General features: G+C 43.4%; 10 protein-coding genes. 6 read left to right on the top strand and 4 right to left on the bottom strand.

The features are described from left to right. The first annotated feature begins 96 nt into the window (after nt 1-96). Nucleotides 97-1,065 carry a CE1 family esterase gene (locus LX73_RS08550; protein ID WP_148899048.1) on the top strand — a complete coding sequence of 323 codons (969 nt, stop codon included), beginning with the start codon at nt 97-99 and terminating at the stop codon, nt 1,063-1,065. Nucleotides 1,066-1,205: 140 nt separating this feature from the next. Here the strand turns inward: LX73_RS08550 and LX73_RS08545 are convergent, their stop codons facing one another. Continuing rightward, nucleotides 1,206-2,480: a spinster family MFS transporter gene (locus LX73_RS08545; RefSeq protein WP_148899047.1), complete on the bottom strand. Its 1,275-nt coding sequence runs from the start codon at nt 2,478-2,480 to the stop codon at nt 1,206-1,208. A 102-nt stretch (nt 2,481-2,582) separates the two neighbouring features. On the opposite strand from LX73_RS08545, the gene nth reads away from it, so the two are divergent. Next, entirely contained in the window at nt 2,583-3,296 is a 714-nt protein-coding gene (nth, locus tag LX73_RS08540; RefSeq protein WP_148899046.1) for an endonuclease III, read from the top strand. 1 nt (nt 3,297) lies between these two features. Next, nucleotides 3,298-4,533, top strand: coding sequence for an AmmeMemoRadiSam system protein B (gene amrB, locus LX73_RS08535; RefSeq protein WP_148899045.1), 1,236 nt, complete (start codon nt 3,298-3,300; stop codon nt 4,531-4,533). A 51-nt stretch (nt 4,534-4,584) separates the two neighbouring features. On the opposite strand, the gene gldC is transcribed toward amrB, so the two are convergent. Beyond that, a complete protein-coding gene (gene gldC, locus LX73_RS08530) occupies nt 4,585-4,920 on the bottom strand; it encodes a gliding motility protein GldC (RefSeq protein ID WP_148899044.1) in 336 nt (111 codons plus the stop codon). Nucleotides 4,921-5,069: 149 nt separating this feature from the next. Here gldC and LX73_RS08525 point away from each other — a divergent pair, with 149 nt between their 5' ends. Beyond that, entirely contained in the window at nt 5,070-6,053 is a 984-nt protein-coding gene (locus LX73_RS08525) for a carboxypeptidase-like regulatory domain-containing protein (protein WP_148899043.1), read from the top strand. Between the two features lie 102 nt (nt 6,054-6,155). Here LX73_RS08525 and ahcY read toward each other — a convergent pair whose 3' ends face one another. Together ahcY and LX73_RS08515 are read right to left on the bottom strand one after the other, a co-directional pair. Continuing rightward, a complete protein-coding gene (ahcY, locus tag LX73_RS08520; protein ID WP_148899042.1) occupies nt 6,156-7,466 on the bottom strand; it encodes an adenosylhomocysteinase in 1,311 nt (436 codons plus the stop codon). 108 nt (nt 7,467-7,574) lie between these two features. After that, entirely contained in the window at nt 7,575-8,135 is a 561-nt protein-coding gene (locus tag LX73_RS08515; protein WP_148899041.1) for a TlpA family protein disulfide reductase, read from the bottom strand. Nucleotides 8,136-8,326: 191 nt separating this feature from the next. Here LX73_RS08515 and lhgO point away from each other — a divergent pair, with 191 nt between their 5' ends. Then, nucleotides 8,327-9,532, top strand: coding sequence for an L-2-hydroxyglutarate oxidase (gene lhgO / locus LX73_RS08510; RefSeq protein WP_148899040.1), 1,206 nt, complete (start codon nt 8,327-8,329; stop codon nt 9,530-9,532). 125 nt (nt 9,533-9,657) lie between these two features. After that, nucleotides 9,658-12,528, top strand: a complete 2,871-nt coding sequence (locus LX73_RS08505) for an FAD-binding and (Fe-S)-binding domain-containing protein (RefSeq protein ID WP_148899039.1) — start codon at nt 9,658-9,660, stop codon at nt 12,526-12,528. The last annotated feature ends 67 nt before the right edge of the window (nt 12,529-12,595 follow it).

Genomic DNA, 12,595 nt, shown 5'->3' with positions numbered 1-12,595 from the left:
ATTTCATCGTATGTAATTCTTTAAATATTTCAAGATGGGAACATATCTTTTAACAAGATTGCCAGTAGTAAATTTAGATATTGCATCAACTAAATAATGTGTTATAAAAATCGCAAAAGCCGCCGATTAGATTTGCAACCTTCCTCTTATTTCATCTACCGATTTCTTCTTTTCCCTTTGTTATTTCTATTCCTGATTTCTTGCGGCAATGAGGATAGTGCCAAACCCATGACTAAGGATACGGAACGGCTTTCTCAATCAATTAAAGTGGATGGCAACGTTCGGGAATACATTTTGCATATTCCTCATAATCAAGAAGAGCTTTCAACACTACCGATAGTATTTGTACTTCACGGAGGTCGAGGGAGCCCGGAGGCAATGGAGCAAATAACCAACTTTCACACACAGAAATCATCTACTGAATTCATAACTGTTTACCCTGCCTCTACAGGTAAATTTTGGAATGATGGCAGAGCCAATGCAGACTCAACAATTAATGACATAAAATTTATTGAAAGCCTTGTTGATACTTTAAAAACTCAATACTCCATTGATAAAAATGGTGTATTTGCGACCGGCTTATCGAATGGAGGAACCATGTCTGTACGCCTGGGATGCGAAAGTAGTAATATCAAGGCTATTTCAGCCGTTGCAAGTACTGCCGTCAAGAACGTAATCGACAATTGCAGCTTAGATACCCCTAAGCCCTTTATGCTCATTCAAGGTACGAGCGACCCTATCACGAATTTCAACGGCGTACAAAAAGAAAAGAGAAAAATTGTAAGCCATAATTATGCAATTGACAAATTTTTATCCCTTAACAACTGTAGTTCTAAGTTCACAGACAAAGCCATCCCAGATACCAGTAATGATAAAACTTCAACCGTCATCAAACGCTATGAGGATTGCCAAACCAAATCAAAGGTCATAAGCGTTGTGGTAAAAAACGGTGGCCACACGTGGCCCGGGAGTGTTAAATATCGCTCCAGATTTTTGGTAGGCAATATAAGTCAAGACTTTAATGCCTCAGAAATTATTTGGGACTTCTTCTATAGTCAGATTTAAGAACGATGCATTTATTACGCCCAAAGAACTGTTTCTTCTCACGGACCCTCACAAGACTCTACTCACTTCATATAGTTAAATCACTTCATAAGTTAAATACTAAACTCAAAACACGAAGGGGTATTTGAACCTTAGTTTATCTAATCATCTTCCACCTCTTGCTCATATGTTTGCATAGCCCTCCAAAAGCAGATGCTACCCAGAATGCCGCAGCACGTAAAGACCAGCATTAGCGCTTTAGCTGCACCGTAACTACCTGTAAATATCGTATCCATCAGCCAGCCGGTAAACGGCGGTCCGACCCCAAATCCCACTACGCTGATAACAAATAAATACAACCCCCCGGCCAGCGCCCGCATATTCGGTTTTACCAGATATTGCAAAATGGCGGCCGCAATTCCGTTGTAGGATGATGAAATTACGTTTGCTAATCCGATTAGAATTAAAGCAGCAGTTGCTGATTCGGCAAATAATCCAAGGTAATAAAACGGCAAACAAAAAAGTCCGGCCACCATCCCCATCACAAAACGGTACGAAGCATCCCATTGTTGAGCCAGCCAATCCGCGGCTTTGCCAGATGCCATCACGCTGAGTCCTGTAGCCATCATAAACCAACCGTACTGCGGCACCAGTGAACCGGCATCATGAATATCGGTAAGCACAATACCTATAAACCCGAGGATTGTATAACCGGTAAAGGCCAAGAACGAAAATCCCAGAAAGTGATAACGCACCGTTTTCTTCTTAAGGATATACGACACCACCTCAGTAAAACTAGCTTTGGTATCAAACCGTTGATTTTCTTGCGTAATGCCACGTGGAAGTTCCCGGATCACAAACCATGCAATACCAGCAATAAACAATCCCGGTACACCTACTGCCATCAGCGCCGTTCGCCAGTTGTAGGCCTGTGCAATAGATCCCCCTCCCAGAAAAGCTACGCCAATCCCTACAAAAATGCCGGCCGCATAAATAGAAAAGACCGTGGCCCGCTGGTCGGGACGAAAATAATCCGAAAGCAGCGAATACACCGCCGGACTTAAGGCCGATTCACTAATTCCCACAAAAAATCGGGCCGTAATTAAGAATGTTAGGGAACTGGCAAATCCACTGATGAAGGTCATCAGACTCCAAATGAGCAGCCCGGCAACAATCATTATTTTTCGGGAGTAAATATCTGCCAGCCGCCCCATGGGGATACCACAAATAGCATAGATAATAGAAAAGGAGGTGCCATACATCAGTCCCACTTGAAAGTTGGTAAGTGACAACTCTTGCTGAATCTGCGGTGCCAATACAGCAATAATTTGACGATCCACAAAGCTGGAAATATAAATAAGTGTCAACAGTCCCAGCACCAGCCATGCATAAGGGCTGGAAATCATTTTTTTTGCCTTCTCTTTTGGTAGAGACATTTGGATTGCTTTCATTTATTTAATGAAACAAAAGGTAGGAAAAATACCCCCTGGAAATCTACCTGAATGTACGTTTTAAATTTAGAACACTAAGCAACAATAATGCCTAAAACCAAGCAATACGAAGATCTCCCAAAACTGCCTGAAAAAACAGAGAAACAAAAAGAGCGGGCACAAAAAATTTTGGATGAGCTCTACAAGCACTATCCCAACCCACATTGTGCATTAGATCATCGCAATCCATTCGAATTGCTCTGTGCTACTATTTTGAGTGCCCAATGCACGGATGTTCGCGTTAACAAAACAACACCCGACCTTTTTGAAGCCTATCCCACGCCCGAACTAATGGCAGAAGCACCTGATGAAGAACTCCATGAGCTGGTTCGATCCACCGGATTTTATCGCAATAAATCAAAAGCACTTAAGCGATCATCACAAACAATTGTTGAAAAACACGACGGGCAAGTTCCCCAAAACATGGATGCTCTGCTAGAACTTTATGGCGTCGCTCGCAAGACGGCAAATGTAGTACTCGGTAATGCTTTTAATATCAATGTGGGAGTTGTAGTGGATACGCATGTCCGCCGATTTTCTAATAGATACGGGCTTACCGAACACGAAAAAAATACCGACAAGATTGAACGAGATTTAATGGCATTGTTCCCGCGCGATACCTGGACTGATCTTTCACACCTAATGATTCATCACGGACGTAATGCCTGTAAGGCACGCATTTCCGAACCGCCCGATCATCCTCTTTGTGAACAATACGGTATCCACTGTGAATGCCAAGAAATGAGACAAGCCGCCGAGTAGTATGAGTACTAATTCCATTTTTAATTCGATTTCTGATCCCATCCCAACGCTACGCCGAGACCTGCAGGTTATTCCCATTCAAGAGAACGGTAGTTCGTACCTGTACTTTCATGATGAGCGCGGCTATGCCACGCCCGACCTGGCGCTGCAGCAACAAGTGGGCACACTGCTTAATCTGATCGACGGACAACAAAGTATTGAAGATCTGGAATCCTATCTGGGAGATGATGTAACCAAAGAAGATCTGCTGGATTTTATTCAATTTCTGGACAAAAATCGGCTGCTTGCCTCCGACCATTTGGAGCATCATGCCAAAGAAATCGAAACTAACTATGAACATTCTTCTGTACATGAATCGGTAACTGCCGGTGCCTCCTATCCTGCTGATCCGGAACAACTTACAGACTATTTGGATCAAGCTTTTTCTGAACAAAGAATTGATCCTATTGAGAATGCCAAGGCGCTTTATGCACCGCATATTGATCCGCGGGTAGCTCTCGACAGCTATGTAAAGGCGTTCGCGCCCATCAGAAATTTGAACCCCAAACGCGTAGTAATCCTGGCAACATCACACTATGCCGGACTTTATCCTGAGCACTATAAAGAAGAGCCCTTTATCTTGGTGGACAAGGATTTTGAATTACCTCTGGGATCCGTCAAACGAGACCAAAAGTCAATCAACAAACTGAGAGACAGTGGGCAAAAATTTGGCATAACAACACACGACCGAGCTCATCGTATGGAACACAGTATTGAACTACACCTACTGTTCCTGAGTTATTTGTGGGACCACGATTTTAGTATTGTCCCCTTTCTTACGCGCGGACTTGACGATCTTTACTATATGGAGGACGGTCATCTTGGTAAACAACTCAATAATTTTTCCACCTTACTTAATCAAGAGTTTGGTAACGATGGTGACACCTTCTTTTTGATCAGCGGAGACCTTGCTCATTTCGGTAAAAAGTTTGGAGATCAGTCGGCAGCTTCCACCATGTTTGATGAAGTCGAAGGTTTTGATGAACAATTCCTGGACTATGGTTCAGCAAATAAAAAAGAAGAAATGCTGAATCTGATGCAATCCAACATGGACAGCTATCGTATTTGTGGCTTTCCGCCGCTCTATACCTTTTTGCAAAGTATGCCAGATCTCAGGGGCAGCGTACTAAGCTACGATCTGTGGGATCAACAAGAGCGTGACAGTGCCGTAACATTTGGCTCTATTCTTTACAGTTAATAACAATCCGTTGGGCAGCCCCCCCCCTGTCCACTGCAAACTGCCAATTGTCTACTCCATAATTTCCATTTTTTCAGCAAAGTAGGATGTAAAATCGCGCATGTCCTCAGCCATAGCCTCTTCTTCAGTTGCGTTTTGAAGCGTATCGGCCATGGTTACCAGCGTCTGGTGGAAAAAGATCTTCATTTCCTCCTTGGTCATTTCCTTGGTCCACAAATCCAGGCGCAGGGTGTCTTTCTTTTTAGGATCCCACATTGATAGCAGCATTGCTTTGCAATTTGCAATACCTTCTCCTGCTTTATCCGTAGCATTCCAGTCTATCTTTTCAGGGACATCGTTATCATCCAGTTCTACAGTGATACTAATTTCTTTTGTTTTGTCACTCATAAATAGTGCTTTGCTATGCAAAATTAACGAGGATTAAAATACAGTTAATTTCTCTTTTATCTAAAGCAGATACCTCAACATGACCCCTTTTTATAAACAAATACGCATATAACTATGTAATCACCCTAATTCTTAAATCATCTATCGGTATGAAAACGTCAAACTATTTTACTTGTAAAGCGATACTGCTCGTTACAACTGTGCTTCTTGCATCCTTGAACTTAAGCTGTACATCCGAAACACGACTCTTAAATAAGGTACCGGTCAACTCAGTTAATATTAAGGTTGTCGATCAGAATGATAACCCGATTAGTGGTGCACAAATTGAAGCCTCCAACGGACGCCAGACAACTACCGATGCCAATGGCAAAGCGAATGTCCGTTTCGGCAGTGTGGGTATCCACTCCATAACCGTACTTGCTGATAACCACATGCCTAATAACTTTATCGTTACCATGCCAACCGATCGCGGTGACACAATTACGGCACGGCTGGCCGACCCTATTGAATTTACAGGCATTACCTTTGGATCAGCCAATCTCTATCCACTGATGTTTAACTATATGTTTAGCAGCTATGGATACGGATTAGAGATAAATGACTATCAAGCAGGGCAATGGACATCGTGGGCGATTAATACCGGTGAAAATGAGGATACGATGATTATGTCTAAAGCCTTTCTCAAAGAATTGGACAATGGTCAGCAATGGTGGCAGATAGAAATAAAGGATGTCAATGATGAAGGCAGCAACTATATTGCCGAAGTCTTATTTGCTAAAAATAGAGATTCAATCGTCCGCTACCGTGAAAAAATAGGAGATAACGAAGCCCAGGAAAAACCTGTTTCAAAAGGATGGTACACCTCTCCTACTGAGCTTACTAAAGAATCACAAGAAGGTGCCCTCAGCAAACAAAATGTTGAAGTTATCATCCCAAAAGGAACATTTATGGCCAATCTTCTTAAATACGGTGTTGCCCCAGAGATATCCCTGAACATCTGGAAGGCTAAAGATAAGGCCATCCCCGGCAGCGTTTTAAAGTACGAAACCTCCAGTACTGATGGTGAGTTGATGTATCGAAGTACACTGCAAGATTTTGGAAATGATGCTTCTACCAAACTGAACAGTTACTAATTGTATTCAGTAGTCTGATCCAAATTTCTGAAACTTCTTTTAAATAAGAAAGCCTCTATCCTACTCAGATAGAGGCTTTTCTTTATTCCTTTTTATCTCAGATTAATATCGATAATGATCCGGCTTATAGGGTCCCTCTTTGGGAACGTCGATGTATTCAGCCTGGTCATCACTAAGTTCTTCGAGTTCTACGCCAATTTTCTTGAGATGTAGACGAGCAACTTTCTCATCCAGGTCTTTAGGCAACACACTCACTTCCAGATCAAAATCTTCCGGACGATTCCAGAGTGCAATTTGCGCCAGTGTTTGATTGGTAAAGCTATTCGACATCACAAAAGATGGATGTCCCGTTGCGTTTCCAAGATTCATCAGACGACCTTCAGAAAGCAATATCACTTCTTTGCCGTTATCCATCTTGAAAAGATCAACCTGCGGCTTAATATTGTCGCGCTCAGCATTTTCTTTGAGCCAAGCTACATCAATCTCATTATCGAAATGACCAATGTTACCGACAATCGTCTTGTCATTCATCTTCTTGAAGTGCTCCTCAGTAATAATGTCCTTATTACCGGTAGCCGTAATTACGATATCAGCTTTGGGAATGGCATCCTCCATTTTCATCACTTCGTAGCCTTCCATCGCGGCCTGCAGTGCACAAATAGGATCGATTTCAGTAACGATAACACGAGCTCCGCCACCGCGCAGTGAAGCAGCAGACCCTTTACCGACATCTCCGTACCCAGCAACAACGGCAACTTTTCCAGCAAGCATAATATCGGTGGCACGCTTAACCGCATCCACACAAGACTCGCGGCAGCCGTACTTGTTATCAAATTTCGACTTGGTAACAGAATCATTCACGTTGATGGCTGGTGATCCGAGCGTGTCATTTTTTGCCATCTTATAAAGACGATTAACGCCGGTCGTTGTCTCCTCAGAAATTCCATTGATACCGTCAAGTAATTCAGGATAATCTTCGTGTACCAATTTCGTAAGGTCTCCACCGTCATCCAGAATCATGTTTAGTGGCTCACCATCTTCAAAAAACAGCGTCTGCTCGATGCACCACCAGAATTCCTCTTCGTTCATTCCTTTCCAGGCATACACCGGAATGTCCTGATCGGCAATAGCTGCTGCAGCGTGATCTTGCGTTGAGAAAATATTGCAGGATGACCACTGTACTTCGGCTCCCAACTCAACAAGCGTTTCAATAAGTACTGCTGTTTGAATCGTCATGTGTAGGCAGCCTGCGATACGTGCGCCCTCTAGCGGCTGCTCATCGGCATATTCTTCACGAAGTGCCATCAGCCCAGGCATTTCGGCCTCAGCCAAACGAATCTCTTTGCGGCCAAACTCTGCCAGACCAATATCTTTAACTTTATAAGGAAGTTTTTCTTTTACCTTCTGTGCCATGAAAATATTATTCTAGGTTTAAATTTCTTAGTCTTCTAAAATACGATTTTATCCGCTTTCGTTCAATCAACTACCTGAACTGTAAAACGAGAGACGCAAAGCTACTTTTCATGTCTCACTTTCCTCTCCTGTCGAATCCGTATGTTTCTCAATAATTTTTTTAACCTTTTTATAATCTTCTTCGGCGCCTGAAGTTCCTACGGATTGTTTAATTACCTTTCCGGCGGTATCTACAAACACTTTATGTGGAATGCCTCGCACACCCAGTTTTTGATGTAAATTGTTTGAATCTATCAGGAAATTAAAATCATAGTCGTGGTTTTCAGCAAAAGAACGAGCATCTTCACGAGTATCCGTAAAGCCGGGTGTTACCGCTAAGATTTGAAACTTATTAGGGTACTCTTCCTGCAACTCTTGCATCGTAGGGAAGCTTGCAATACAAGGTTTACACCAAGTTTCCCAGAAATCTATTAACACTACCTTACCTTTAAAATCTGAGAAAGATACACTATTACCCTGCAGATCAGTAAAGGAAGCCGTCTTAACGTATTCGGTAGCTGTCTTAGAGTTAGATGAATTCTTTTTTGCAGATTCGTCAGAAGAATTACATCCCAAAAGAGAACTAAATAATAATACTACTAATAATCTTGAAAAATTATTTTTGTACATATCTGTTGAATAAATTAAGTCAAAAGTTACCGTTTAAAAATACAAAAAATCTCTTCTATCCATTAGAACAAATTCTCTGGCCTTTTGAAATAGCACAATAACTAACAAGCAATAGCTTTTTTAATTTATCCCTATCCTGTGTTTTTGTATTTTGAGCGACTAATTTTAGGGATGAACAGAATCTTTTCTACATGACATACGATTTCATCATCGTTGGTGCCGGCATTGTCGGGCTATCTACGGCCTATAAATTATCCGAATCATTCCCCGACTTGGATATCCTCGTCCTCGAAAAAGAGGATGAAGTAGCAGCTCACCAAACGGGTAACAATTCGGGAGTCATCCACTCAGGTATCTACTACGAGCCCAACAGCTACCGCGCTAAAAACTGTGTGGAAGGTCGCCATCAGCTGGTTGATTTTTGCCGGCAATACGATGTAGATCATGAAATATGTGGAAAGGTTATTGTGGCTACCGAAGAAGATGACATCCCCCGCCTGGACAATATTTTTGAGACCGGCAAAATAAATGACATTGAAGGTATCAAAAAAATCAGTCCACAGGAAGTTACTGAAATTGAACCCTATGTAACGAACAGTGTAAAAGGTATTCACGTGCCCTGCTCCGGCATTGTTGACTACGTGGGTGTTTGTAAAAAACTACGGTCGCTTATCGAAGAAAAAGGAAATGCCGTAACATGTGGACAAGAGGTCAAAAAAATAGATAATTCACAAAAAGACCTTTCCGTTACTACCGATAAAAGCTCATTTTCAAGCCGATATTTGATTAACTGTGCAGGCCTGTATAGTGATCATGTAGCCGAAACAGCAGGAGTATTTCCGGATATTCAAATTGTACCTTTTCGGGGTGAGTACTTTGAGCTTAAACCCGAAGCCGAACATTTCGTGAACGGCTTAATTTACCCCATGCCCAATCCGGCTTTTCCCTTTTTGGGGGTCCACTTTACCAAAATGGTCAGCGGTGCTATCGAATGCGGTCCCAATGCTGTCTTTGCTTTTGAACGTGAGGGCTATGAAAAACTTTCCTTTAATCTGAACGAAACCATAGAAACGCTCAACTTTCCCGGCTTTCAAAAGCTAGCGCAAGAGCACTGGAAGATGGGGCTCGACGAGTGGTATCGTTCATTCTCCAAAAAAGCTTTTGTCAAAGGATTACAAGATTTGATTCCTGCCATTCGTCCCAAGCATCTCAAAAAATCACCCTCAGGCGTACGAGCCATGGCATTAAAGCCGAACGGTGAGATTCTGGACGATTTTCACTATGAAACGACCAAAAATGAGATCCACGTGCTCAATGCCCCAAGTCCTGCTGCCACAGCCGGGCTGGCTATAGGTGACGAGATTTTAGAACGGGCAGAACAAGCATTTGCTTTGTAGTTTAATACCGGAAAAACAAAGCATTTACAAAATTCCGCGAAAGATCTTATCTCTTTGCAACTACTTCAGGGGTAGTTTCCTTATTGAGATTGCAATGGGGATAAAATATTGCTAACCTCGTTTCTATGGATAACACTGATGTATCGCCCAAGATCCACACAGATGACCAAACACGCCGGCTGTATGCCAATGATGCCTCCAGTTACGAAGAACTCCCAAAAGGCGTAGCCTTTCCCTCTTCCACACAAGATATTGTTGCTATCGTCAAGCAGGCTCAAAAAGAGGGGGAATCCATTACTCCACGGGGAGCCGGTACCAGCCTGGCAGGTCAAACAACCGGTGAAGGCATCGTCATAGATGTGGGACGGCACATGAACAGTATCCAACAAATTAATAGCGAACAACAGTGGGCGCAGGTGCAACCGGGTGTTATTCGGGATTCATTAAACCGTGAAACTGATCAGTACAACCTCGAGTTTGGACCTGATACAGCCACCACCAATCGCTGCATGCTGGGTGGGATGATTGGCAACAATTCTTGCGGCATTTTCTCCATCAAGCATAAAACCACACGGGAACATATCCTCGAAATTGACGCCGTGCTGAGCGACGGCTCTCGCGCCACTTTTAAACCACTGACACAACAGGAGCTAGCAAAAAAACAAAAACTTGACACGCTCGAAGGTTATATCTATCGCGAAATCATTTCTTTGATTCGCGAAAATCGAGACCAAATCCTCGAGCATTATCCACATCCCGATATCATCCGCCGTAATACCGGCTATGCCCTTGACCGCCTATGTGAGATGCAACCCTTTGTGCCCGATGGAAGAAAATTTAACATGGCTGAGCTACTCTGCGGCAGTGAAGGTACACTAGCCATGACCACATCAGCTAAAGTAAATCTCGTTCCTCAGGATCCCGAATCCGTCATTGTGGTGCCCCACTTCTCCTCCATCCGCAAAGCGCTGGAAGCCACTTCCGAAGTCGTTAAAATGGATCCCGCTGCAGCCGAGCTTGTTGATCACATTATCCTGAATGCCACTAAAGATAATATTGAGCAGCGCAAAAATCGTTTCTTTTTGGATGGAGAACCACACTGTATTTTAATCATCCAATTTGACGGCAATGATCAGCAGAAGCTGATTCGCAAGGCCCAAAAAATGGCCCGTCATTTACAAGAACAATCACTAAGTAATTCAGCTCCCATTATCACAGATGATAAAAAGAAAGAGCGGGTCTGGAACCTCAGAAAGGCAGGACTCGGCTTACTCATGGGACTCGGTTCTGAAGGACGAACACCCTCGTTTTGTGAAGATACCGCTGTCCGCGTGTCCGACCTTCCCGACTACATCGACGACTTTCAACAAATTTTAGATCGGCATGATACCAACTGCGTATTCTATGCTCACGCCTCAGTAGGAGAACTACACCTTCGTCCCCAGATTGATCTTCAGCAACCCGAGGGTATCCAGAAGATGAAAACAATGGCCGGTGAGATTGCAGAACTGGTTTGCAGCTATTGCGGGTCACTTTCGGGAGAGCACGGCGACGGGCGGGCACGGGCACCTTATATTGAGAAAGTGCTCGGTTCCGAAATGATGCCACTGCTCAAAAGAGTAAAACAAATTTGGGATACGCACGGTATTTTCAACTACGGGAAAATTACCAGTCCCAAACCATTAGAAGAAGACCTGCGGTATTCCCCCTCCTATCAAAAACCTGAGATAGACACCCAGTTCAACTGGCGCAAGGAAGATAGTTTTGGCAACGCATTGGAGCTTTGCAATGGCGCGGGGGTATGCCGCAAGCTTTCCGACAGCGGTGGTACCATGTGTCCCAGCTATATGGCTACCAAAGAGGAAAAGGACTCTACCCGGGGACGTGCAAATCTATTTCGACAACTTTTTTCAGGCAAACAACAAGAGGCTTTCCAATCCGAAGAGCTGAAGGATGCACTGGACCTTTGCCTAAGTTGCAAAGCCTGTAAAAGCGAATGTCCTGCCAATGTGGATATGGCACGAATGAAAGCCGAATTCACTCAAGGCTGGCACAACAAACACGGCATTTCACTGGGTGAACGATTTTTCGCTCAAGCCGCAAAATTGTATCCTCTGGCCAACCTGTTTCCCAATCTGTCCAACTGGATAATAAAACAGCCAGTCGTTAAAGAATTACTGCAGCAATTTTTGGGGATCGACAAACGCCGTAACCTACCGCAGTTTGCCGAAGAAACCTTTATGGATTGGTTTAACACTCGTCCCACAACAAATCCAGCTGCCGGAGAAGAGGTCGTGCTGCTCATCGATATTTTTACTAATTATCATGAACCACATATTGGTAAAGCGGCAGTTCAGTTTTTAGAATTTTATGGATATAAGGTTACGGTACCTGATTTTCATGAAGTAGGCCGCCCGCAAATCTCAAAAGGTATGCTCACGCACGCCAAAAATATTCTCAACCAAAATTTGCCAAAGCTTACTTCTTTTGCTGATCGTGGGCTGCCTATTATCGGACTAGAACCTTCTGAAATTCTTACGCTGCGGGATGAGTATATTGATCTCTGTGACGACGATCAGCTAGAACAAGCCCAGTTTGTAGCCGACCACAGCTTTACGTTTGAAGAGTTTGCTGCCGAGATCCTCAATAAAAACAATCAGCCTTCATCATCCCCCAAAAAAGAAAAAGTATATATCCATGGACACTGCCATACCAAATCACTGATCGGGAATTCGGCCATAAAAAAGTTACTGACACGAGCCGGGTTCCAACCTATTGTTCTTGACACTGGCTGCTGTGGCATGGCAGGCAGCTTTGGCTATGAAGAAGATCATTATGACGTATCAATGGATATAGGCAAATTGCGTCTGTTCCCAGCTCTTCACAATCTGCCGGAAGATACTACTATCTGCGCACCTGGATTCTCTTGTCGCCATCAAATTATGGATGGCACCGGCCGAACAGCTTCCCATCCAGCTGAAATCCTGATGGATTAAAAAGCCAATCCCCAATCTTTTCCTTTCGAGAAGTTTCTCTAGCAACATCCTCAAAAATTTTATCTCC

The sequence above is a fragment of the Fodinibius salinus genome (assembly GCF_008124865.1).
Classification (GTDB): Bacteria; Bacteroidota; Rhodothermia; order Balneolales; family Balneolaceae; genus Fodinibius; species Fodinibius salinus.
The sequence above is the reverse complement of the archived record's forward strand: the minus strand, read 5'-3'. Positions and strand labels throughout refer to the sequence as shown.

What these genes read in the sequence shown, in the direction of transcription:
- LX73_RS08550 (WP_148899048.1), top strand. Translation starts at nt 97, where the DNA reads ATGTGTTATAAAAATCGCAAAAGCCGCCGATTAGATTTGCAACCTTCC.
- LX73_RS08545 (WP_148899047.1), bottom strand. Translation starts at nt 2,480, where the DNA reads ATGTCTCTACCAAAAGAGAAGGCAAAAAAAATGATTTCCAGCCCTTAT.
- nth (WP_148899046.1), top strand. Translation starts at nt 2,583, where the DNA reads ATGCCTAAAACCAAGCAATACGAAGATCTCCCAAAACTGCCTGAAAAA.
- amrB (WP_148899045.1), top strand. Translation starts at nt 3,298, where the DNA reads ATGAGTACTAATTCCATTTTTAATTCGATTTCTGATCCCATCCCAACG.
- gldC (WP_148899044.1), bottom strand. Translation starts at nt 4,920, where the DNA reads ATGAGTGACAAAACAAAAGAAATTAGTATCACTGTAGAACTGGATGAT.
- LX73_RS08525 (WP_148899043.1), top strand. Translation starts at nt 5,070, where the DNA reads ATGAAAACGTCAAACTATTTTACTTGTAAAGCGATACTGCTCGTTACA.
- ahcY (WP_148899042.1), bottom strand. Translation starts at nt 7,466, where the DNA reads ATGGCACAGAAGGTAAAAGAAAAACTTCCTTATAAAGTTAAAGATATT.
- LX73_RS08515 (WP_148899041.1), bottom strand. Translation starts at nt 8,135, where the DNA reads ATGTACAAAAATAATTTTTCAAGATTATTAGTAGTATTATTATTTAGT.
- lhgO (WP_148899040.1), top strand. Translation starts at nt 8,327, where the DNA reads ATGACATACGATTTCATCATCGTTGGTGCCGGCATTGTCGGGCTATCT.
- LX73_RS08505 (WP_148899039.1), top strand. Translation starts at nt 9,658, where the DNA reads ATGGATAACACTGATGTATCGCCCAAGATCCACACAGATGACCAAACA.